General features: G+C 54.4%; 23 protein-coding genes and 3 tRNA genes. 3 read left to right on the plus strand and 23 right to left on the minus strand.

Going from position 1 to position 20,606, the window contains the following annotated elements:
• Positions 1-59 precede the first annotated feature (59 nt).
• The 6 genes from rplL to HRU87_RS06105 all read right to left on the minus strand — a co-directional run bounded on the left by rplL (position 60) and on the right by HRU87_RS06105 (position 4,900).
• On the minus strand, positions 60-437 hold the full coding sequence (gene rplL / locus HRU87_RS06080; protein WP_173494024.1) for a 50S ribosomal protein L7/L12: 378 nt from the start codon (positions 435-437) through the stop codon (positions 60-62).
• Between the two features lie 27 nt (positions 438-464).
• Positions 465-977 carry a 50S ribosomal protein L10 gene (gene rplJ / locus HRU87_RS06085; protein WP_173494025.1) on the minus strand — a complete coding sequence of 171 codons (513 nt, stop codon included), beginning with the start codon at positions 975-977 and terminating at the stop codon, positions 465-467.
• Positions 978-1,134: 157 nt separating this feature from the next.
• Complete coding sequence (locus HRU87_RS06090) at positions 1,135-2,886, minus strand: DEAD/DEAH box helicase (protein WP_173494026.1); 1,752 nt, start codon at positions 2,884-2,886, stop codon at positions 1,135-1,137.
• Positions 2,887-2,984: 98 nt separating this feature from the next.
• The gene (locus HRU87_RS06095) at positions 2,985-3,236 is read right to left on the minus strand and encodes a glutaredoxin family protein (protein ID WP_173494027.1); all 252 of its coding nucleotides are present in this window, start codon (positions 3,234-3,236) and stop codon (positions 2,985-2,987) included.
• A 4-nt stretch (positions 3,237-3,240) separates the two neighbouring features.
• Positions 3,241-3,882, minus strand: a complete 642-nt coding sequence (locus tag HRU87_RS06100; protein ID WP_173494028.1) for an HAD-IA family hydrolase — start codon at positions 3,880-3,882, stop codon at positions 3,241-3,243.
• Entirely contained in the window at positions 3,875-4,900 is a 1,026-nt protein-coding gene (locus tag HRU87_RS06105) for a hypothetical protein (RefSeq protein WP_173494029.1), read from the minus strand. Before HRU87_RS06105 ends, HRU87_RS06100 begins: the two co-directional genes overlap by 8 nt.
• Positions 4,901-4,922: 22 nt before the next feature.
• On the opposite strand from HRU87_RS06105, the gene HRU87_RS06110 reads away from it, so the two are divergent.
• On the plus strand, positions 4,923-5,900 hold the full coding sequence (locus HRU87_RS06110) for a PfkB family carbohydrate kinase (RefSeq protein ID WP_173494030.1): 978 nt from the start codon (positions 4,923-4,925) through the stop codon (positions 5,898-5,900).
• A 161-nt stretch (positions 5,901-6,061) separates the two neighbouring features.
• The gene (locus HRU87_RS06115) at positions 6,062-7,690 is read left to right on the plus strand and encodes a TM0106 family RecB-like putative nuclease (protein WP_173494031.1); all 1,629 of its coding nucleotides are present in this window, start codon (positions 6,062-6,064) and stop codon (positions 7,688-7,690) included.
• On the opposite strand, the gene rplA is transcribed toward HRU87_RS06115, so the two are convergent.
• The 5 genes from rplA to HRU87_RS06140 form a co-directional block, all read right to left on the minus strand.
• Positions 7,687-8,379, minus strand: coding sequence for a 50S ribosomal protein L1 (gene rplA, locus HRU87_RS06120; protein ID WP_173494032.1), 693 nt, complete (start codon positions 8,377-8,379; stop codon positions 7,687-7,689). The two genes, HRU87_RS06115 and rplA, sit on opposite strands and share 4 nt — an antisense overlap.
• Positions 8,380-8,462: 83 nt before the next feature.
• Positions 8,463-8,894, minus strand: coding sequence for a 50S ribosomal protein L11 (gene rplK / locus HRU87_RS06125; RefSeq protein ID WP_173494033.1), 432 nt, complete (start codon positions 8,892-8,894; stop codon positions 8,463-8,465).
• 21 nt (positions 8,895-8,915) lie between these two features.
• Positions 8,916-9,728 (minus strand): transcription termination/antitermination protein NusG, encoded by an 813-nt coding sequence (gene nusG, locus HRU87_RS06130; protein ID WP_173494034.1) that lies wholly within the window; start codon positions 9,726-9,728, stop codon positions 8,916-8,918.
• A gap of 12 nt (positions 9,729-9,740) precedes the next feature.
• Entirely contained in the window at positions 9,741-10,004 is a 264-nt protein-coding gene (gene secE / locus HRU87_RS06135; protein WP_173494035.1) for a preprotein translocase subunit SecE, read from the minus strand.
• Between the two features lie 21 nt (positions 10,005-10,025).
• Positions 10,026-10,098, minus strand: a tRNA-Trp gene (locus tag HRU87_RS06140).
• A gap of 214 nt (positions 10,099-10,312) precedes the next feature.
• Between HRU87_RS06140 and HRU87_RS06145 the strand changes: the two genes are divergently transcribed.
• Positions 10,313-11,512, plus strand: a complete 1,200-nt coding sequence (locus HRU87_RS06145; RefSeq protein WP_173494036.1) for a pyridoxal phosphate-dependent aminotransferase — start codon at positions 10,313-10,315, stop codon at positions 11,510-11,512.
• On the opposite strand, the gene HRU87_RS06150 is transcribed toward HRU87_RS06145, so the two are convergent.
• From HRU87_RS06150 to HRU87_RS06205, 12 genes are all read right to left on the minus strand, one after another.
• Entirely contained in the window at positions 11,492-11,938 is a 447-nt protein-coding gene (locus HRU87_RS06150; RefSeq protein ID WP_173494037.1) for a type II toxin-antitoxin system YhaV family toxin, read from the minus strand. The two genes, HRU87_RS06145 and HRU87_RS06150, sit on opposite strands and share 21 nt — an antisense overlap.
• Positions 11,939-12,280, minus strand: coding sequence for a type II toxin-antitoxin system PrlF family antitoxin (locus tag HRU87_RS06155; RefSeq protein ID WP_173494038.1), 342 nt, complete (start codon positions 12,278-12,280; stop codon positions 11,939-11,941). It lies immediately after the preceding gene.
• Between the two features lie 35 nt (positions 12,281-12,315).
• Positions 12,316-13,356: a UDP-N-acetylmuramate dehydrogenase gene (locus HRU87_RS06160; protein ID WP_173494039.1), complete on the minus strand. Its 1,041-nt coding sequence runs from the start codon at positions 13,354-13,356 to the stop codon at positions 12,316-12,318.
• Positions 13,353-13,769, minus strand: a complete 417-nt coding sequence (locus HRU87_RS06165) for a MaoC family dehydratase (protein ID WP_173494040.1) — start codon at positions 13,767-13,769, stop codon at positions 13,353-13,355. Before HRU87_RS06165 ends, HRU87_RS06160 begins: the two co-directional genes overlap by 4 nt.
• Positions 13,769-14,206, minus strand: coding sequence for an FAS1-like dehydratase domain-containing protein (locus HRU87_RS06170; RefSeq protein ID WP_173494041.1), 438 nt, complete (start codon positions 14,204-14,206; stop codon positions 13,769-13,771). The genes HRU87_RS06165 and HRU87_RS06170 overlap by 1 nt, the downstream gene beginning before the upstream one ends.
• A 163-nt stretch (positions 14,207-14,369) precedes the next feature.
• The gene (locus tag HRU87_RS06175) at positions 14,370-14,891 is read right to left on the minus strand and encodes a hypothetical protein (protein ID WP_173494042.1); all 522 of its coding nucleotides are present in this window, start codon (positions 14,889-14,891) and stop codon (positions 14,370-14,372) included.
• Positions 14,892-14,930: 39 nt separating this feature from the next.
• Positions 14,931-15,007, minus strand: a tRNA-Met gene (locus HRU87_RS06180).
• Between the two features lie 28 nt (positions 15,008-15,035).
• A tRNA-Thr gene (locus tag HRU87_RS06185) sits at positions 15,036-15,107 on the minus strand.
• A gap of 34 nt (positions 15,108-15,141) precedes the next feature.
• The gene (locus HRU87_RS06190) at positions 15,142-16,989 is read right to left on the minus strand and encodes a glycoside hydrolase family 13 protein (RefSeq protein ID WP_173494043.1); all 1,848 of its coding nucleotides are present in this window, start codon (positions 16,987-16,989) and stop codon (positions 15,142-15,144) included.
• Positions 16,986-18,152 (minus strand): sugar ABC transporter substrate-binding protein, encoded by a 1,167-nt coding sequence (locus HRU87_RS06195; protein WP_173494044.1) that lies wholly within the window; start codon positions 18,150-18,152, stop codon positions 16,986-16,988. The genes HRU87_RS06190 and HRU87_RS06195 overlap by 4 nt, the downstream gene beginning before the upstream one ends.
• 44 nt (positions 18,153-18,196) lie before the next feature.
• A complete protein-coding gene (locus HRU87_RS06200) occupies positions 18,197-19,051 on the minus strand; it encodes a sugar ABC transporter permease (RefSeq protein ID WP_173494045.1) in 855 nt (284 codons plus the stop codon).
• Positions 19,052-20,605 carry an ABC transporter permease subunit gene (locus tag HRU87_RS06205; protein WP_173494046.1) on the minus strand — a complete coding sequence of 518 codons (1,554 nt, stop codon included), beginning with the start codon at positions 20,603-20,605 and terminating at the stop codon, positions 19,052-19,054. It lies immediately after the preceding gene.
• Position 20,606: the final 1 nt, after the last annotated feature.

Here is a 20,606-nt window from a genome sequence, read left to right on the forward strand (position 1 = left end):
AACGAGGGAAAAGGAAAAACCCCGCAGATTGCTCTGCGGGGTTCAATCTTTTGGGGAAGTTACTTCAGGGTAACCTTGCCACCGGCAGCCTCAAGCTTTGCCTTGGCGTCCTCAGCGGCTTCCTTCTTTACACCCTCGAGGATGGTTGCAGGTGCACCATCAACTAGAGCCTTAGCCTCACCTAGGCCGAGGTTGGTGATTGCACGAACCTCCTTGATGACCTGGATCTTCTGGTCGCCAGCAGCCTCTAGGACTACGTCGAACTCAGTCTTCTCCTCAGCTGCCTCAGCAGGAGCTGCAGCTGCGGCTGCTACTGCTACTGGAGCGGCGGCGGAAACCTCGAAGACCTCTTCGAACTTCTTGACGAACTCGGAAAGCTCGATCAGGGTTAGCTCCTTGAATGCCTCAATGAGCTGGTCGGCAGTTAGCTTTGCCATTTGTTTCTCCTAATGGGTTTGTACGTTTTAGTTGGACTCTTGCTTTTGACGCAGCGCGTCTACAACGCGAACCGTTCCCGAAGGAAGGGCGTTGAAGGTGTAGGCAGCCTTGAACAGCGAGGCCTTTAGAGCACCAGCGGCCTTGGCCAGTAGTACTTCGCGGGACTCGAGGTCTGCAAGCTTCTTAACATCTGCCTCGGAAAGAGCAATGCCATCCATGACACCGGTCTTTACCACTAGCAGCGGGTTAGCCTTTGCGAAATCCTTCAGTGCTTTTGCAACGGAGACTGGGTCACCGTGAACAAAAGCCATTGCGGATGGACCAGCAAGCTGGCCATCAAATGCGGAAACTCCCGCATCCTTTGCTGCAATGGTTAGAAGGGTGTTCTTTGCAACTACGTAGGTTGCGTCATTGGCCAATGAGCGACGCAGCTCTTTGAGCTGAGTCACCGAGAGTCCGCGGTATTCAGTAAGGATGATTGCGTTTGAGCTTGCGAACGAGGTCGTAAGCTCGGCAACCTTAGCCTTCTTGTCTGCCATGGCACTCCTTGTTGTTTGGTGCCGGTTGAAACCGAAAATAAAAAACTCCGAACGCAAGTAAACGTTCGGAGCTAAGAAAGCTTCATACATTCACCTGCGCGGGCCTTCACTTTCGTGAACCTTAGTCAGCGCAGGTGAACCTAGAAGTTATCTGGGATTACCTTTGCCGAAACCGGCGGTCTTTGGCTGCGTATAGCTTATTTCCGCTGTGGCGCTCGCGCAAGTTCTTTTTCACCGCGGACTTGTTGGTGCTCTCAAAGCGAGAGTCTCCAAAGTCCAGAGAGTCCACTACCGGTGGCGGGGCAATTGGGCCAGCTAGATCGGCAACAAACTTGTCACCTGCGGTGACGTGAACATACTTGGCTTCGCGGTCGGCACGCTCCAGAAGACCCTCAACCTTGCGGGTGCGGCCCAGTGGAACCAGAGAGACCACGGTTCCGGAGCGACCGGCACGGCCGGTGCGGCCGGCACGGTGCAGGTAGGTCTTGTACTCCTCTGGGAGGTCAAGCTGAATTACTAGCTTGACATCGTCAACGTGAATACCGCGAGCTGCTAAGTCAGTGGCGATCATGACCCTGGCTGCGCCGTGGGTGAAGCGCTCTAGGTTTCTGGTGCGCTGTGCTTGGTTTAGATCTCCGTGCAAACGAGCGGTAGAGACTCCGGCATCGTTTAGCGACTGAGAAAGTGCCTCGGCGGTGGCCTTGGTGCGAACGAACACGATGCTCTTTCCCTCACCCTGAACTAGGCGGTGGAAAACCTGTGAGCGGTCCTTTGGCTCCATGGTTAGCACAATGTGATCGATGTCAGAAGACTCGTTTACCTCACCCGGTACCTCGTAGACGTATGGGTTTGGCATGAAGCGCTTGACCAGGCTGGCAACCTGCTTGTCCAAAGTGGCGGAGAACAGCAGCTTCTGAGAGTCTCCGGTGGCCTCCAGGATGCGGGTTACCGGCTCAACAAAGCCCAGCTCACACATGTGGTCAGCCTCATCCAAAACAATGCGCTCACACTCAGACAGATCAACTAAGCCCTGAGCCATTAGGTCTTCAAGTCTGCCCGGGGTGGCGATCGCGATGTCAACACCGCGCTTAAGCGCCTGCTCCTGACGGAACTGAGGCACACCACCGTAGATGGTAGTGGTGTAGAAGCCAACGCTCTTTGCAAGCTGGGAGAGCGTGCGATCAATCTGGTCTGCTAGCTCACGGGTTGGTGCTAGGACCAGGGCCTTTGGCTTTAGTGGCTTGCGAGGCTGGTTGCCCTGGGCAGCCAGCATGGCAATCAGCGGAACGCCGAAGGCAATGGTCTTGCCCGAACCGGTCTTACCTCGGCCCAGCACATCTCTTCCAGCCATGGCAACCGGGATGGTTGCGGCCTGGATTGGGAAAGGTGCTGCAGCACCCATCTTGGCAAGCTCCTGGGTCAGTCGCTCTGGAAGATCCATCTCCTGGAAGGTTGCGAAGCTAGCTGCCTCAGTGGCGCTCTCGAGCTTCTCAAGCTTGACGTCCTGAGAGAAGGTCTTGCCGGTAGAGCTCTTGGCGCGAGCGCCTTCGAAGCTGCGGTTGCGGTCATTGTCCCTGGCAACTCGGTCTGGGCGCTCACTCGAGTAGCTCTTGCGGCTTGGGTCAAAATCGCGCGTGGTGCGTGGCTTGCGATCTGCCTCAAACTCGCGGCTTGCCCTTGGCTTGCGCTCTGGGTCGAAGTCTTTGGCAGCTCTTGGCTTGCGCTCTGGGTCAAAGCTGCGCTCTGCCTTAGGGACATAGTCACCCTTGTTGGAGGCGTAGCCCTTGCGGCCATCGCGCTTGGCTGGAGCTTCCGAGCGGGAAGACTCCCACTTGGGAGCAACAGCTCGTTTTTTACCAGCAGCTGCTGGCCTGGACGCGCGCGAAGGCGCGGAAAAATCTTTTGGCATTTTTGAGGATTCCTTAGGGGCGTGCCCAAGGACGGTTTCCTCTAGCACTACGAGGTTCTTAGCCTAGGGGCTCAGGGAATAAAAAGATAGGACCAAATTTAGGCAATGATGCCGCGGAGCTTGAGCTCTGCGTGCAGCACTGCGTCAGATGGCTCCACAAGGTGAGTGCCATCGGCAAATTTAATTACAGGAATGTTGGTTCGGCCGGAGATGGCCTTGGCCTTCTCGGCTTCCTCGGCACTTTGCTCAACGTCGTGCATTTCAAACTCAACCCCGAGGGTGTTCAGCAAGGCTTTTGACCTTCTGCAGTCGCCGCACCAGTCTGCTCCGTAGAACTCGATTTCTGCCATTTGATTACCTCAATCTGATGTTGTCTGGAATTACTAATTCGCCGTCCTGAAAGGTTATTCCTGCAAGGCTGCGAACCACAATGTCCGCCTTGGTGTCTAAGGCGTGCTCGGTGACTCCAACCAGAAGCCCGGCACCGGCATCCAGACCGGCTTGGATGCCGGAGGCCGCGTCCTCGAAAACAACGCAATCGGCGATATCAAAACCAAGGTTGCTAGCGCCCTTGAGATAGGGCTCCGGATCCGGCTTGCCCTTTTCAACATCCCAAGCCGTGACAATCTCAGCTGGAATTGGAATTCCAGCTGCGGTGAGCCTGGCCCTGGCAAGGTTTGGGTTGGCACTTGTGACCACGGTCCAAGTTCCTGGTTTCATGGAGGTGGTTAGTTCAACCGAACCGGCCAAGGGAATCGTTAGGTGAGCGAGTTCCTGCTCGAGTGAATTGATGTAGTCATCGGCCTCTTTGAATAGCTCTGCGCCCATCATGGATAGCACGAGATCCTGGGCTCGCTTTCCGTGGTGGTCGGAAGTGAGCTCAAAACCCGGGTGGTACTTTTCACCCCAGGTGCGCCAAGCACTAATGGCACCGGGCATGGAATCAACTAGGACTCCGTCGTTATCAAACAGCAGTCCCTTGAAGTAACTACGCATTTGTCTCCCGGTGGCGGGTAATGACCATGCGGTAAATACCGATGGTGGCAAGTAGCAGCAGCACAACCGCGGGTAGGAAGTCCTGCACCAGCCACTCAACTGAGACAGCTTCGATGTAAGGCTGCTGCTGCTCGGGGGTCATGTCCTCTCGCCACTCGGGCCAGATTCTGAGGTTCTCAATGGCGCTAAAACCGAATGTGAATGCCATCACGGACACCACGCTGCCGAACAGAATTGAGAGCACCAGGTTTAGATTCACGGCAGCGGTTCCAGTTTTGCGCTCCTTGGGTGGCAGGGGTCTGGATGACTTTGCCCTGGAGGCAAAGGTGGTGCCGATGGTGATTGAGACGGCGATGATGGCCTGAATGATTACCCAAATCCAAACGTCCAGCGTGGTTCTGGTGGTGTCGTAAACCACCAGCCCAAAGATGATTGCGATGGCAGTTCCAATGATTGGCACCGCATAGGCGAGGCCAACGTAGCGCTGCAGCTTAGCCCGCTCCTCATCGCGCTCCTCGCCCTGCAAATCGGGTGCATCCTTGCGGAACACAAAGGCGCTCAGTAGCACGTAGACCACCAGTGCGGTGGCAAGGATGATTGGGACGTAGACCCCCACAATCCTGATCCACGGGCTGGCATCGCGAGAGTCGTAGTCGTTGAATGCCCCGAGGAAGTTGCCGATGGCAAAAATTGCACCTGCCACCAGCGAGAGAATCACAAACAGGTTGGTAAAGCGGTGCGCGCTCAGGGCTAGGGCCGAATCGTTTTCGGCACGCTCCGATAGCGCGACCTTCTGACCCAGCAGGGACAGCAGGGCTGCTCCAGTGATTCCGATCAAAGTGGTATAGACGCTCCACTGCAGCTGGACTTCCGGGAAGATGGCCTTGCCGTCTTCGGTATACAAGGTCTGCTGAATGTAGAGGTCCAGGTACTGGGAGAGCATCAGCATGGCCCAGGCAAAACCTAGCCCGATCAGTGGCAGTTGGATTGCAGTCTTTGGTGCTTGAGAGTTGCTCATGCTCTAAGCCTAGACTTAGCGCATGATTCTGGTAATTGGTGAGGCCCTGATTGACCTGATTGGCACCGAGGGTGAAGCAGGTCAGTATGTCGCGGTGGTTGGCGGAGCCAATGCCAATGTCGCGCTGGCTTTGGCCCGCAGGGGCGAACCGCAGCAGTTTCTGGGACGAATATCAAGCGATGGTTTTGGAAAGCAAATCAGAAACCACCTGGCTTCCAACTCTGTTGGCCTCGGCCTCAGCGTTGCAGCCAGCGAGCAAACCAGCCTTGCGGTTGCGACAATTGACCGCCAAGGGGTTGCCTCCTACAGCTTCTATGTTGACGGAACCGCCGATTGGGGCTGGACCGAGCAGGAGCTGCCAACCCAGGCAAAAGTCTCAGAGCTTGGGGCAAAAGCGGTTCAGTACGGCTGCCTGGGTATGGCCATTGGTCCCGGGAACCTAGTAATCGAAAACTGGCTCAAGGGTCTCGCTGATGCTGGGTCCGTCACTCTTAGTCATGATCTGAACATTCGCTCGGCACTGGGTTTTGATCGAGAAGTTGAGCTTGAGCGAGTGCTTCGAATCAACAGCTTCAGCCACATCATCAAGGCCTCGGATGCCGACATCGAGTGGCTATACGATCTCCCGGAGGGCAGCAATTTGGATGAGATTGCATTCTCCTGGGCGGAAAATAGCAAGTTGGTTTTGATCACCAGAGGCTCGGAGGGTGCGGATATTTTTCACCACGGCAACAAGGTGAGGGTTCCAGCGCCAAAGATTTCTCTGGTCGACACCGTGGGTGCAGGTGACACCTTCATGGCTAATTTCCTTGCCGAGCTTTCACAAAGAGACGGACTGGGTTCTAACCCCAGCATGCGCATTGAGCGGCTGAGCGCAGAGGACCTCAGGGCCTCGGCAGCCGTGGCAGTTGTGGCTGCCGGCATAGTCTGTGAGCGCAAAGGCTGCGAGCCCCCCTCGCTGCGGGAGACTACTGCTCGACTGCAAGGCTCCTTGGAATGAAGCCGACTTGCAACCCAATTAGATCGCACAGGATTTTTATTTTTGAAAACTGAAAACCAAAGCCTGAAAAAACTGGCATCGCTCATTTTGCATGCCTCACCCGAGGCTGTTTAGCAAAAAATCTAGCTCGACTTGAGCAATCACAGATCCTTGGGGTTCAGGTGCGTTCCTTTTCCACGATCTCTGGTGTTGCAGGGTTCCAGCTGTCAGGGCTAAGCGCCAGACTAGGAAGCGTGAAAAAGCGCGGCAGGGAAATCTGGTTTGATTCAAGAGATTTGATGCGCGCCCAGTGCTCGCACTGCACCGCACTTTCGGTTGCTCGCGAGCTTGAGGTGCCGGAGCTTGGGGCACTTCTCGCACAGTTTTATCAAAAGCCCCAGAACCTAGCCATCACCTACGGCATGAGATTTGAGGCCGACCTGGAGCGAGAACTGGTTGCAAACCTTGGAGATTTGGTGGCAGCACCCAAGGAGCAAACCATGGAGGCGACCCTGGATCTGATAGGTGCAGGCGTTCCAGTGATTTACCAGGGTGTGCTCAAGGGAGGTTCTGGCTCCATGCCCTTTTCTGGAAGACCGGACTTTTTAGTTCGTGGCGACTACCAGCTGGTCTTCACCGACTCTGGGCTTACCGCAGTTCAACTGGGCACAGACTCAGACCGCTACAGCGCCTGGGATGCCAAGCTGTCCCAGAGCCCAAAACCCGAGTACCAGGTGCAGGTCGGACTCTATGCGGATGTGCTCAGGAGCTTGAATCTGGCTTCATCAAGTGAGCACGGCTTGATTCTCGGTTCGCGCGAGCTAGCTGGATTTTCCTCAGAGGTCCTAATCGCTCAAATGGTGGCGCAACGCGAGAAATTCATAGCCGCCTGCGAAGAGGTAATAGATTCGCCTCCCCAGCGGATCGAAGACATCGGCTCCCTGATTTGCGATGCCTCGAGCTACTGCGACATCTGCGAATACCCGGCACTGTGTGACTTCCAGCGCAGGCAAACCAACCACCTGCAGTTGGTGGCTGGCATCACCAGAGCTGCGGTCGAGTCCCTGCACCGCAGCGGGGTGAAGAGCGTTGCTGCGCTAGCGGGCTTTTCAGAGCCAACAGACAAGTTGAGCCAAGAGCAGGTTGAGAAATTAGCCAGGCAGGCAAGGCTGCAGCAAAAGACCTATGACACCGGTGAGGTTTACTGCGAGGTGCTGGATCGAAGCGGCTTGGAGCTGCTGCGGGAACTAAACCCGGGAGATTTGTTTTTTGACCTGGAGGGATTCACCTTCTTTGGTGAGCCGGGTGGGCTTGAGTATCTGTGGGGCTGGACTTCAGCCGATGAGAGCTTCAACTATCGCTGGGCGGACACCCGCGTAGAGGAGAGGCTGGCTTTTGAGGCCTTTATGAATCATGCACTTTCGCTACAGCAGCAATTCCCCGGTTGCCGGATCTACCACTACGCGAACTACGAGCAGGTCGCGCTTAGGAAATTGGCAGCCAGATTTAGAAGCTTCGAGGCCGAGGTTGAGGAACTCCTTGGAAAAGGGGTGCTGGTTGATCTCTACAAGGTGGTGAAGCAGTCTTTAGTCATCTCTCAGGAGAGCTACAGCATCAAAAAGCTCGAGGCTTTTTACAGCTTTGGTAGAAGTAGCGATGTCAAAGAGGCCATGGGCTCCATGGAGTATTACGACCAGTACCTGAACTCCAGCGAGGTTGAGCGGGAAAAGCTAAAGCGCCAGGTGATTGCATACAACCAAGATGATTGCGCAAGCACACTGGCGCTTTATAAGTGGCTAAAAACTCTTTAGCTGAAAGTTGCCATGTCCAATGGGATTCCAGGACCGAAGGTGGTCGCTACCGAACCCTTGAGCAGGTACTTACCCTTCGAGGTGGAAGGCTTTAGTCGCACAACCTCGTCCATGGCAGCGTTCAGGTTCTCAGCTAGCTGAGTCTGGGTGAAGCTGGCCTTGCCGATGATGAAGTGCAGGTTGGACTGCTTGTCAATGCGGAAGTCAATCTTTCCACCCTTGATGTCAGTCACGGCCTTGCCGGTGTCCATGGTTACGGTTCCGGTCTTTGGGTTTGGCATCAGGTTACGAGGACCCAGCACCTTACCTAGGCGACCGACCTTACCCATCAGGTCAGGGGTTGCAACCGCGTAATCGAAGTCGACCCATCCAGCCTCAACCTTGGCGATTAGGTCGTCACTGCCGACCTCTTCGGCTCCAGCCTCACGAGCTGCGTCTGCTGCGGCACCGTTTGCAAACACAATAACTCGGGCTACCTTTCCAGTTCCGTGTGGAAGGGATACCGTTCCACGGATCATCTGGTCTGCCTTACGAGGGTCCACTCCAAGCTTGAGGGCAACCTCGATGGTTGAGTTGGTCTTCTTTCCTGCGGTTTCGATCGCTAGGGCTGCGGCCTCTTCGGCGTTGTGCAGCTTTCCTGCTTCGATCTTTGCTGCGGCCTCCTGATAGGCCTTTGAGCGCTTTGGCATTCTGCTTTTCCTTTTTCTTGGTCACAGTTCGTGGTTCTAAGGGGCGCTAACCCCTCCCACGACTTCTATTTGTTTAGTTGGGTTTAGAGCTCGGTGGTGATGCCCATGGAGCGGGCGGTTCCAGCGATGATCTTGGCTGCTGCGTCGACGTCGTTGGCGTTTAGGTCGCTCATCTTGGTCTCGGCAATCTTGTACAGCTGCTCCTTCGATAGCTTGGCAACCTTCACGGTGTGAGGGGTTGAGCTGCCCTTTGGAACTCCAGCTGCCTTCTTGATTAGCTCAGCGGCAGGAGGGGTCTTCAGGACGAAGGTGAATGAACGGTCTTCATACACGGTGATCTCAACCGGTACAACGTTGCCGCGCTGGTCAGCGGTGGCTGCGTTGTACTGGGTGCAGAACTCCATGATGTTTACACCGTGCTGACCTAGGGCAGGTCCGATAGGTGGTGCTGGGTTAGCAGCGCCAGCCTGGATCTGAAGCTTGATCAGACCGGTGACTTTCTTCTTGGGTGCCATGTTGTTTTCTTTTCTCTCTTATTAGTTCAGCGGGCCGACCTGGTCAAAGGACAGCTCCACTGGAGTCTCACGCTCGAATAGCGAAACTAGAACGGTGACCTTGCCAGACTCTGGCTTGATCTCCGAGATGGTGCCTGGAAGGCCGGCGAATGAGCCGTCCTTGATCATGATGCTCTCGCCAACCGAGAAGTCGATCTTGACCGGAATGCTCTTGCCCTTGGCCTTGCCGCCGGAGATTGAAGCCTTGGCGCTCTTGACCTCTTCGGTCTCCTCCGGGGTGAATAGTGGCTTGAGCATCTCAAATGCCTCGTTTGGGCGAAGCGGAGTTGGGTGCTGGCTGTTGCCAACGAAACCGGTCACCGCAGGGGTGTGGCGAACCAGCGACCAGCTGTCCTCGGTCATTTCCATGCGGATTAGAACGTAACCGGGGATGCGAACCTTGGAGACAAGCTTGCGCTGACCGTTTTTGATCTCAATGGATTCCTCCATTGGAACTTCGATCTGGTAGACCTGGTCCCCACCGGCAAGGGCTGCGCGACGAACCTCAATGTTCTGCTTCACGCGGCGCTCATAGCCGGCGTAGGAGTGAATCACGTACCACTTGCCTGGCATCTCGCGAAGCTCCTGGCGGAACTTGCGATATGGGTCCTCGGACTCAGCCTCTTCAGCCTTGGCGGCTGGGGCCTCCTCAATCTGGAAACCGTCGAGCTCGTGCTCGGCTTCAACCTCTGCCTCGTCAAGGTCAACGGCATCTAGATCAATGTTCTCGTTCAAAGCGTCCTCGGCCAGTGCGATTGGCTCGCCCTGGGAGTCGCTGAAGTTTAGGTCTGACACAAAATTCCTTTTTTATCCGGCAAATACGAAGGTGACTAGGTTGTAGAAGATCCAGTCCAGCGCCGAGATGATTGCCATCACCACGGCCACGAAACCGAGAACGACTCCGGTGTAGTTGATCAGTTCCTTGCGGGTCGGCTTAGTGACCTTGCTAAGTTCCTGAACTACCTGGCGGAAAAACAGCGAAGCGCGCTGAATCGGGTTCTTAGCCTTGGCCTGCTCTGCCTTCGCAGTTTCGACCAAGTCTTCAGAGGCGTTCTGTGTCTCTTCTGACATTCTCTTCCTTCACTAATTACGCAGGGCGGACAGGACTCGAACCTGCAACTTGCGGTTTTGGAGACCGCTGCTCTACCAATTGAACTACCGCCCTAAAGTTGCCATCGCCATCAACCGTGAACAGGCACGAGGCTTGGTTTCAAGTGCCACCTGGGAAAGACAGACTTCTAGATTGGAATCTAAGAATTCGATTTTTCGCCAGATTAGTTTTCGGCAGATGTCAACTCCCAAAAGTTTAGGGGGTTTGGTCTTATTGTGCAACGACAGATTTGGTTGCCCGTGGGCTGCCAAGAAGTATCCTTGTAGCCATGTCCGCTAACCGAATTTCCCAGCGCATCGCTGCAATTGCCGAGTCTGCCACACTGAAGGTAGACGCTAAAGCCAAGGCCTTGAAGGCCGAGGGCAAAGATGTCATCAGTTTTGCCGCTGGAGAACCTGATTTCGCAACTCCCGCACACATCGTTGAGGCCGCGGTCAAGGCGGTTATGGACCCCAAGAACCACAGATACACACCGGCAGCTGGACTTCCAGAGCTCAAAGAGGCGATTGCGGAAAAGACCCTCCGCGACTCGGGAACCAAGGTTTCTGCGTCCCAGGTGATCGTGACTAACGGCGGTAAGCAAGCGGTTTATCAGGCCTTTGCAGTAATTCTTGACCCGCAAGACGAGGTTTTGGTTCCAACCCCCTACTGGACCACCTATCCCGAGGTAATCAAGCTGGCAGGCGGCAAGCAGGTTGATGTGTTTGCCGGAAGTGACCAGGACTACAAAGTGACTGTTGAGCAGCTCGAGGCTCACTACACCCCTAAAACCAAGGCGCTGCTGATGTGCTCGCCATCCAACCCAACCGGTTCGGTCTACACCAGGGAAGAGGTCCTCGCCATTGGTGAGTGGGTGGCTTCAAAGCCAAACCTCTGGGTGGTTTCGGACGAGATTTATCAGAACCTCACCTACGACGGTCTTTACGCTCACTCCATCACCGAACTGGTTCCAGAGCTTGCGGATCGAACCATCATGGTGAACGGTGTTGCAAAGACCTACGCCATGACGGGTTGGCGATTGGGCTGGATGATTGCACCGGCCGATGCCGCTAAGGCAGCCTCAAACCTGCAGTCTCACCTCTCTTCAAACGTCTCCAACATTTCGCAGCGCGCAGGACTTGCTGCGCTAACGGGAGACCAGCAGCCGGTGGCTGAAATGCTTGCTGCATTTGACCGCAGGAGAAAGTTGGCGGTAGCCGAGATGAACAAGGTTCCCTCGGTAATCACCCCAACCCCAAAGGGCGCCTTCTACATCTACAGCGATGTTTCGGGCCTCTTGGGAAAAACCTGGGGTGGAAAAGAAATTAACAGCTCGCTCGAACTTTGTGACTACGCGCTGGATGCTGCCGAAGTTGCCATGGTGCCGGGAGAAGCCTTTGGTCCCAGCGGATACGTCCGTCTCAGCTATGCGCTAGGAGATGACCAGCTAGTGGCCGGCATTAGGCGACTACAAACCCTGTTTAGCTAAATAGCTCAATAGTTCGCCAAAATCAGTGGGCGGCTTTCCTGCCTGCAACATTAGGCAAAAGACTGAGTATGGGTCGTTCTTGCTTCCTGCCTTTCGTAAATTGTCCTGTGAATTGAACCAGCTGTAGACAACAACCTTGAAGTTTGAGTTGTAGCGAAAAAACAATCGGTAACGCTGATGGAACTTGGCCCGGCACCAAGATCTAAACCGTGGCCCCAAAGCATCGCCAAGTCTGAATTTTGCATCGGTCGGATCTGAGGGGATGTGTTCGTGAACCAGTCGCAGGACAGCTGCCAAAAGCTTTGAGTTTTTGCCAACGATTTCTCTTTCATACTCAGCCGTGGCTCTAGCTTCGAGTTCAAGATAGGCGGCAACAAAGTGACGGTCAGCCACCAAAGTCCAGCCGTTAGCTGCGCCAACCTGCAATTAGTCCTCCTCCAGGGGCGAGTCCAAATCGACAGCCAAGTGCCCAACCATCTCTTTGGCCTTTGCGAAGAAATCATCATCGAGGCGAACCAGCTCATTGGGATGCTTGGAGTGATCTGTGGAGAGAAAATCCAGCCAGGCGAGAAGTTCCGTCGGAAATTCCTCGGAATCGAGTGTTTCCGCTTGTCTTTTGCGAAGGATTAGGTGGCCGTCTTCGGATTTTAGAAATTCGATCATGTCACGCTTTTCGAGCCCCAACTCGGCTCTGACGTGTGAGGGAATGGTGGTTTGGTAGCGATCGGTCAGCGTTGACTCAGCCAGCTTTTTCCAAAGTTTTTTCATGCCACCAATGTAATGCAAATGCATTACATAATCAGCTAAAACCCAATCAGATTTGGCTCTGGAATCAAGTTGATTCCCCATCTCGCTGCCACCCGCTCCTGGATGTAGCGGGCAAGCTCGATAATCTCCTGGGCTGAGGCTCCCCCTGCGTTTGTAATTGCCAGTGCGTGTTTGGGGCTCACTCTCGCTTTAGAGCCGGGAAGTGCGTAACCCTTGGGAATGCCGGCATTCTCGATTAGCCAGCCGGCCGAGAGTTTGACCCGCTCACCCTCGTCCATTTCCCACTTCTGCATCTGCTCCGGAAAGTCCATTGCCTTTAGCCTGCTGACCACCGGGTTTGTAAAGAAGCTGCCGCAGCTTACGCTTGCCGGATCATCGGGTCTAACCACCATGCCCTTGCCGGACCGAAGCTCAATGACCGTGTCCCTGACAGTCTGAAGCGGAAGCTGAGAGCCGTAGGGGGCGCCAAGGTGGTTGGTGATTTGGCCGGAGGCCATGTGGACACTCAGGCCACCTAGTTTTTGAAGCCTAAATTCAACCCAGCCAATAACTCCCTCAAGGCCGTGCTTGAGAGCGCTGTCCCGATACTCAAACCTAAAAAACTCCGCTGGCTTTATTTCTACCTCTTGACTCTCGCGCTCAAGAAATTCGATTTGCGTGATGACCTGGGATACCTCTTGGCCATAGCCACCAACGTTTTGAACCGGGGTCGCCCCAACCGTTCCAGGGATGCCGCTCATCGCCTCAACTCCCGCGTAGCCGTGCTCAACCGCCCAGGCGACAAATTCGTCCCAGCCCTCACCGGCTTGAACTCTTACCAAGACCGAGTCCTGCTCTTCGGCGACGATCTCGATACCTCTGTTTGCAACCAAAATCACGTTCAGGTCTGAAACCTCATCGGCAAAGACGGTGTTGGATCCCCCGCCGAGAATTTGAAATGGCTCGTCCTGTTCCCAAGCTGCCAGAGCAGCTTGGTAGAGCTCGGAGGTTGATTCACACTTCAGAATGGCCTTTGGGACTCCCCCAACCTGCATGGTGGTGAAAGAAGCCAGTGGTGCCGGTTTAATCAGGCTCAAAGCTGCACCCAGACCTGGGCTTTTCCGAGCACGGTGGTCTCTTCAAATGTCGTGGTCAAATCCACGCGAACTCGCTTGGTTTCCGAATCCAGTTGAGCGACTGCAGCGGTGACCAACAGCTCAGCAAATCCACTTGCGGGCACTACCACGGGCTTGGTGAATCTAACCCCGAAGTCAACGATGCGGGCTGAGTCTTGAGCCCATTCGACCACCGGTTGAACCGAAATGCCCATGGTGAGCATGCCGTGGGCCAGCACTCCCGGCAGACCAACGCTGAGGGCAATGTCGTCTCGGTAGTGAATTGTGTTGAAATCTCCTGAGGCGCCTGCGTACCGAACTAGCGAGTCTCGAGTTAGCTGGTAGCTCTTCTTTGCAACAACTTGCCCTACCTCAAGCTCTGAGAAATTTGGCATCACTCACCCCTCACAACCAGTGTCGAAATGGCAGTGCAAACCAGCTGATCTTCGTTGTCATAAATTGCGGTTTCAAAGCTCACCATGTGATTTCCACCGAGTGACTTAACGCTTGCGACAGTCAGTTCACTCGTGAGTTCGTCACCGGCAACAATTGGCCGCTGGTAGATAAAACGCTGATCACCGTGAACCACACGGGAGAAGTCAATTTGAGACTGCGGATCTGAGAGCACAAGGGCCAGGCTCTGCTCCTGAATTACCACTGGAAAGGTTGGCGGCACAACCAGGTCAGTGTGACCGTTGGCCTTCGCGTAATCCAGATCTAACGATTCAGGGCCAGCCATAACCGCCCTGGCAAATTCGCGAACCTTTTCCCGGCCAACCAAATAGTTCGGTGTGCGAGGATAGCGCTTTCCTTGGATCTCTGGGTTAACCATGCCCACAAGGGTAGTCCAAGCTCGATTGGTAGGAGCGGGAACTCTCGGCTCAATTACTTGAAAATGTCAGCCGCTGAAGCTAGCCTTTAAAAATCAAGGGCAAGAGCCTGCGGTAGTGAGCCCAGAGGGACTTCCGGACGGTCGTCGTTCTGGGCTTGCGACTTTAAAGGTCAATCACATCAATCTGGAAACCGTCTAGCTCCTTGGTCCAATTTCCGCCGCGGTTGTATGTCCAAACAATTGCGTCAGGAATCCACAGCAGGGGGAGTTTGCGCGACTCCTCATGGTGAAAGTCGACATGGAGCTTGAAGCCCCTGGCCTGCAATTGTTGGGTAAGCACCACTTGATCTTGCCGTAGATGGTTGGCGTCAGGCTCGATCCATATTTGATAGTGCTTTTCAGGATTTAGGCCATCAACCAAAGCAGTCAGACACTTTTTTCTATCCTCTCTGTCGGAACCAAGATTGGAAGAGTAGATCTTCACCGAGATGGGGAAGCGGCGAAATTCAGTCAAAATCTTTCTGCGACGCGACGGGCTCTCTGAAACAAAGTGAATTCGGCTTTGCCCCTTTAGCCGCAACGCATAGAGAGCCCGCCGAAGAACCGGAGTTTCACCCAACTCGACAAAAACCGCGCAGACAAGGTATCGCTTGGATTTACTTTCATCTATAAAAACTGCTTTCATCACAAAAGCATGGATGAAGGGTCTGACATTTTATGGAAGTGGTAGCTGAGGCGGGGCTCGATCCCGCGACCTCACGATTATGAGTCGTGCGCTCTAACCAACTGAGCTACTCAGCCACGAACTACAGTGAGTCACTGTGGCTCGAGCCCCGAGACAGGATTGAACTGTCGACCCCTTCCTTACCATGGAAGTGCTCTACCACTGAGCTATCGGGGCATGTGCCCAAAAAGGCAACCGCAAAAGATTAGCACTAGCGATGCGCGCTAGGCAAACGCCAAATTTGGAAATCTAACTTCACTGATTCGTAGCGAATTTTGTTTCCCACAACTCTCAACTCACCATTGCCAAATAGGTTCTTGGCCTGCTCGGGTTGGGCAAGGGCGTCTCTTGGAAACTCAATGTGACGATCCTTGCCCCGTGTGGCAATTACCAAAATGGTCTCAGTTTTGTTTTCCCGCGCAAATGCCATGGCCTCCTCCGAGGCAAAGAGCCAGCGCATCGATCCATCTACCAAAGCCCGATGAGACTTGCGCAGTCTGGAGAGTCTCGCATAGGTCTCAATCATGCTCGCATCAAACTCTCGCTCGCCGTTCCAAGGAATTGGAGTCCTCGAGTTTTCGCCGTTGTAGCCATCCAGGCCAAACTCATCGCCAGCAAAGATCATTGGAATGCCTGGGAAGGTGAACTGCAAACCTGCTGCCACCCGTTGCGACCCAGGGATGCTAAAGCTCTTGAACCTTCCAGTGTCGTGGGTATCGAGTGCGTTTAGGTTGTGCATGCGAAGCTGCCAGGGAAAGGTGCCAGCAAACTTGGAGTGCAACTCCAGCAGCTGCTTGGCTGTGATTTGCTTTCGGCCTCTGCCAAGCTGCGGCTCCTCGCGCTTTTCGCTGGGATTCCAGAGCCAGCGCCACAGCGGCCTGGTGAAATTGGCATAGGTCATGGTGGATTGGTAACTGTCACCCTCAACGTGATTTGCAGCATCCGAGGTAAATTCTCCGATCAGGAAGGTGTTCGGATTCACTTGATCCATGGTCTCTCGAATGGTTGTGGCAACCTCACGATTGAAGTTATCCTCGCGAATCAGACCGGTCATGTTGGCAACGTCTATGCGCCAACCATCCAAGCCAAAGGGCGCCTTGAGCCACTTGGCAACCACAGAGCTTTTGCCCTGGATAAACCTTCTTCTGAGCTCACCGCTGGACCAGTTGAACTTGGGAAGCGATGGAACCCCCCACCAACTGTCGTAAGTTTTGTTCCCCTCGCCAAAGTAGTAAAACTCGCTCTCTGGAGCCTTTGGATTTCCATGCGCCGACACGAACCACTCGTGTTTGTCTCCCGAGTGATTAGCGGTCAGATCCCCCATGACCTTTAGGCCCTTGTCATGCGCGGCGCGAACCAAGGAGCTCAAAGCTGCGTTGCCCCCGAGAAGTGGATCAACAGCATCAAAGCTTGAAGCGTCATAGCGATGGTTCGAGCCCGCAGGGAAAAAGGGGGTCAGATAAAGAATCGTTGCGCCCAAACGCTTTAGGTGATCAAGGTGGAGCTCAATGCCCTTTAGGTCTCCTCCGAAGAACTGCTCCGAAGTACCAGGACCTGTACCAATTACCTCGTCAGACCAACCCTGGGCAATGGCCCAATCCGGCAGCTTTCTTGAATCTGCCGCCTGGCTCCTGGCGAACCGATCGGGAAACACCTGATACATCACAGCACCGCTCGCCCAGCTCGGGGGCCGGCGGTGAGTGTTGATCTTAAAGTCATCCCGGTCTGGTTGATCAAGTTCAAAAAGCCCAATGCCGTTGAGCCAATAGCTCTCGGTGTTGGAAATCTCAATCAGGAACCGATAGTGGACCTCGGGGTTGAACATGATGATGAAGCCCTCATACCAATCCCAACCGTGCCGGGTGTGAAGACGCTTCAGAGGAGCGGAAAGAAATCCCTCCCCGGAGTCACTCTGGCGGATCGAGACCCGCTCAATCTTCCCCATGCTCTGGTGAATGCGGATCTTGAGCTTGACCCTGCCCTCGAGGATGGGAGTTTGAGGAGAAACGTAGAGAGCAGAGCCGTCGTGATGTGGCCACAGTGCAAGCGGGAGCTTCACTGCGAGGCCTCAGCCAACTTTGAGATCATGCTGCTCCAGCTCTCGGTGGGGTCGGCCCCTTCAAACAGAATGGACCGTAACGTAAGGCCCCAGGGAGCCCAAACCTGCTGCATCATTGAGGAGGCCGGGATAGGAATTGAGTTTTTCGCAGCCTTGGCAAAGCCCTCGATGGCGGAATCTTCAACCGACTCAATGACCGAATTCTCAACCGGAACGCGACCGGTCTGCAGCTGAATGAGCTGCTGGGTTGAGCTATCTGCAAAGTAAGAGGCCAGCAGCTTTGCCTGCTCAGGGTTTTGCGATCCGCTACTTACGAACAATCCCTTGACGGTTGATAAAGACCTAGCGGGGAACTCCCCAACGGCGGGAAACTCGAAGACTTTAGGGGTAAAGGTGTCAGTCTGCAGAGATCCCAGAGCCCAGGGGCCCGATAGCAAACAGGGTTGATTTCCCGACAAGACCGCCTCGATGGCTGAGCCATAGTCAAGCTCGGTAAAAGCTTCGCGCTCAGACCCCAACCAGTCGGTGAAAAGCTTTGAGTTTGGATTATTGAATCCCGTCTCAGGAGTCCAGTCCCCAAACTCATCGGTGGCTAACGGCATCACATCGAAGGATGACTGCAGGGTGAAGAGTGTGTAAGGATCACTTCCCGGACTTAGCGCAATTTTGTAACCGATGTCATTTAGATCTGTGAGCGATGCCGGTTGAGTCGGCACGCGGTTCTCGTCGCAGATTAGCGCCAGAGACTCAATGGCGTAGGGGATCCCGTAGCTCTCACCCCGATATTGAAAACCAAGGCTTGCAGCCTGAGTCATGTCAGAGTTCAAACCAGAGTCAAGCTTGGCAACCTGACCTGCTTGAGCCAATTCGTCGGTCCATTCGTGCGAACCAACAAACAGGTCTGGCACCGAAACCTGCAGTTCGGAGCGAATATCGGAGAAACGCTTTTCAACCACAATCACCCGATTACCGGTGTCGACCAGGAACTGCTCGGCAACCACGTTGGCGACCTCGGTCAGTTCCTGATCGACCCACATCTCCAGGGCAACCGGAGAGTTGGCCCCAGAATCAGACGCGTCAGCAGAAGTGCTTGACTGGCTTTCACTACTTGAGCAGCCAGAAAGGAGTAGCACACTTGCGAGAGCGAGTGAGACGGAGCGCAAAGGAATCACCTGCCAATGCTCTCAGATTCTTTGATCTAGGTCTGCTAACCCTTCACAGATCCGGACACGAGTCCTCCTATGATGTAGCGCTGGGCGAAGAGGAACAGTGCGACAAGAGGCACCGAGGCCAGAATCGATCCGGCCGCGAATGGACCCCAGTTAGCGCCAAACTGCGCACCTACGAAGGACTGCAGTCCAACCGCAACGGTTCGCAATTGAACATCCTGCAGGAACAGGCTCGCCAGCACGAACTCATTGAAGGTTCCAATAAAAGACAGCAGCGCCGTGACGGCGAGCACCGGTGCGGAGAGCGGAACAAAGATTTGCCAGAAGATTTGGAACGGAGTTGCCCCGTCAATCTTTGCCGCCTCATCCAACTCCATGGGAATTGAGTCGATGAAACCCTTGAGCAGCCAAGCGTTCACTCCCATGGAGCCGCCGAGGTAAATCAGCAGCAGTCCACCGTGACTACCAAGACCAATCCCGGGGAAGATTGTGTAAACCCGCTCCATCATCACGTAGATGGCGGCCAGGGCCAAAAACGCTGGAAATACCTGGACCAAAAGCAGAGCCTGAAGGCCGGCCTTGCGTCCTTTGAATCTAAGCCTCGAGAATGCAAAAGCCGAGAAGGCTCCGATCACTATTGAAAGTATTGCGTTGAGCACGGCTATGTAGCTGGAATTCAAAATCCAGGTCATGAACGGAATGGTCGGGGAGCTAAAAAGAATTTCGTAGTTCTCCCAACTAAAGCGCTGCGGCAAAAGCGACGATGAGGCCAAACCACCGGTTGGGTCAAATGAGCTCACAATCACCACGTAGATGGGGAACACGGAGAACAGGATCAGGACCCAGGCGTAAGCATGCTTCCAAAGTGAAGATAGGAAATTAGCTCGCTTCATTTACATCACCGACTCTAGGACTTTGGAACGGCGCAAACTCCAAAGTGAAAGTGCGCCAACTATCAAGAACATGATCACGCTGATTGCCGAGGCTAGACCCAGGTTCTGCTCTGCTGAGCCGAATGCGGTCTTGTAAGCGTAGGTAATCAAGATGTCCGTTGCTCCCGCCGTTTCACCCTTGAGCACATCAACCGGCCCACCATTGGTTAGTAGATAGACGATGTTGAAGTTATTGAAGTTAAACGCGAACGAGGCAATCAAAAGCGGTGAGAGGATTTGCAGCAAAAGGGGCAGCTTGATCCGAGCCATGATTTGGGTTGGGCTTGCGCCATCGATGGCGGCAGCCTCCTCAAGCTCTCCCGGTAGGGCCTGAAGGGCACCCGAGGAAATCAGGTAGAAGTAGGGGAAGCCGAGCCAGAGGTTCACGATGATAATCACCAGCTTGGCAAGCAGTGCATCGTTGTACCAGTCGATATTCACGCCGATCAACTGATTGACGGCACCGAAGTCTCGGTTGAACATGCCGTTCCAAATCAGGATCGACATGAAGCTTGGGATGGCATAGGGCAGGATCAAAATCGACTTGTAGAAATTGCGAAGCGGGATTTTTTTATCAAGCGCAATGGCTAGAGCCAGACCGGCTGCAAACATTGTTGTGACAGATATCAGGGCAAAGCTGAAGGTCCAGATGAACACATTTATGAACGGCCCCCTGATGACCGGATCGGTCAGCAGCGAGACGTAGTTCTCTAGCGGGTTGAAGGCTCTCCAGCCCGGGTAGAGCTTGGACTGCGGATCCGCCTCGTTGACGAAGTTTCCATTGCCGTTGTCCACATACGTTATGCCATTTACTGAATCGACGAGCTTTCCAGTCGCAACATCAAATTTGAAGGCCTGAACCGTAAGGCTTGCAGCATCCAGCGACTCGGGGCGGATGAAGCTGCCGTCATCAAATGCAAACCTCAGGTCAATAATCGAAGCCTCATCCGCAGCGGCCTCTTCGAAGGAAACCGGGGTGAAACCCTCAAGGCCAACAGCGGATCCGTATTCATCCAACTCAACCTGGCCATCTTCAAGAACAGTTGCCAGGCCATTCGCCCCGAGGTAGTTCACACCGGTGCTGGCATCAGTTAGCAGCGCTGCATACTCCCCCTCGTATTTACCGAGGGTCATGTAGTAGGCGGTGAAGTTTTCATCCGGAACATAACCGGTTTCATAAATTTGAAGCAGCGCCTCTTCGCGCGTGATTTCATTTCCGGTTTTATAGACAAAGCCGGACATCAGAACCGTGTAGAGAATCGGTGTTACAACAAACACTGCGAGAAGCACGATTCCGGGAAACAGGAACTTGAGCGGGATCATTTTTCGAGATCCGTAGACCACAAACGATCCCAGCATGACCAGCGCCAAAACCGATCCGATGACCGTTTCACCAGCCAAAAAGGCCACGTAGGTCATGTATCCGAGGATGGATGCAATCAAACTCAGAATCAGAATTTTGAGAACTATCGGCAAGAGTCTGACTCGAAGGTTTGGTTGTGTGAGGGAGGACATG

Source organism: Aquiluna borgnonia, assembly GCF_013283855.1.
GTDB classification, from domain to species: Bacteria; Actinomycetota; Actinomycetes; order Actinomycetales; family Microbacteriaceae; genus Aquiluna; species Aquiluna borgnonia.

Excerpts from the sequence above, each read along its gene's own strand:
- HRU87_RS06110 (WP_173494030.1), top strand. The coding sequence starts at position 4,923 with ATGATTCTGGTAATTGGTGAGGCCCTGATTGACCTGATTGGCACCGAG.
- rplL (WP_173494024.1), bottom strand. The coding sequence starts at position 437 with ATGGCAAAGCTAACTGCCGACCAGCTCATTGAGGCATTCAAGGAGCTA.
- HRU87_RS06200 (WP_173494045.1), bottom strand. The coding sequence starts at position 19,051 with ATGAAGCGAGCTAATTTCCTATCTTCACTTTGGAAGCATGCTTACGCC.
- HRU87_RS06155 (WP_173494038.1), bottom strand. The coding sequence starts at position 12,280 with ATGAAAAAACTTTGGAAAAAGCTGGCTGAGTCAACGCTGACCGATCGC.
- HRU87_RS06090 (WP_173494026.1), bottom strand. The coding sequence starts at position 2,886 with ATGCCAAAAGATTTTTCCGCGCCTTCGCGCGCGTCCAGGCCAGCAGCT.
- rplA (WP_173494032.1), bottom strand. The coding sequence starts at position 8,379 with ATGCCAAAGCGCTCAAAGGCCTATCAGGAGGCCGCAGCAAAGATCGAA.
- HRU87_RS06205 (WP_173494046.1), bottom strand. The coding sequence starts at position 20,605 with ATGTCCTCCCTCACACAACCAAACCTTCGAGTCAGACTCTTGCCGATA.
- rplK (WP_173494033.1), bottom strand. The coding sequence starts at position 8,894 with ATGGCACCCAAGAAGAAAGTCACCGGTCTGATCAAGCTTCAGATCCAG.
- HRU87_RS06095 (WP_173494027.1), bottom strand. The coding sequence starts at position 3,236 with ATGGCAGAAATCGAGTTCTACGGAGCAGACTGGTGCGGCGACTGCAGA.
- HRU87_RS06175 (WP_173494042.1), bottom strand. The coding sequence starts at position 14,891 with ATGAAAGCAGTTTTTATAGATGAAAGTAAATCCAAGCGATACCTTGTC.
- HRU87_RS06165 (WP_173494040.1), bottom strand. The coding sequence starts at position 13,769 with ATGCCAAATTTCTCAGAGCTTGAGGTAGGGCAAGTTGTTGCAAAGAAG.
- HRU87_RS06100 (WP_173494028.1), bottom strand. The coding sequence starts at position 3,882 with ATGCGTAGTTACTTCAAGGGACTGCTGTTTGATAACGACGGAGTCCTA.
- HRU87_RS06105 (WP_173494029.1), bottom strand. The coding sequence starts at position 4,900 with ATGAGCAACTCTCAAGCACCAAAGACTGCAATCCAACTGCCACTGATC.
- HRU87_RS06170 (WP_173494041.1), bottom strand. The coding sequence starts at position 14,206 with ATGGTTAACCCAGAGATCCAAGGAAAGCGCTATCCTCGCACACCGAAC.
- secE (WP_173494035.1), bottom strand. The coding sequence starts at position 10,004 with ATGTCAGAAGAGACACAGAACGCCTCTGAAGACTTGGTCGAAACTGCG.
- HRU87_RS06145 (WP_173494036.1), top strand. The coding sequence starts at position 10,313 with ATGTCCGCTAACCGAATTTCCCAGCGCATCGCTGCAATTGCCGAGTCT.
- rplJ (WP_173494025.1), bottom strand. The coding sequence starts at position 977 with ATGGCAGACAAGAAGGCTAAGGTTGCCGAGCTTACGACCTCGTTCGCA.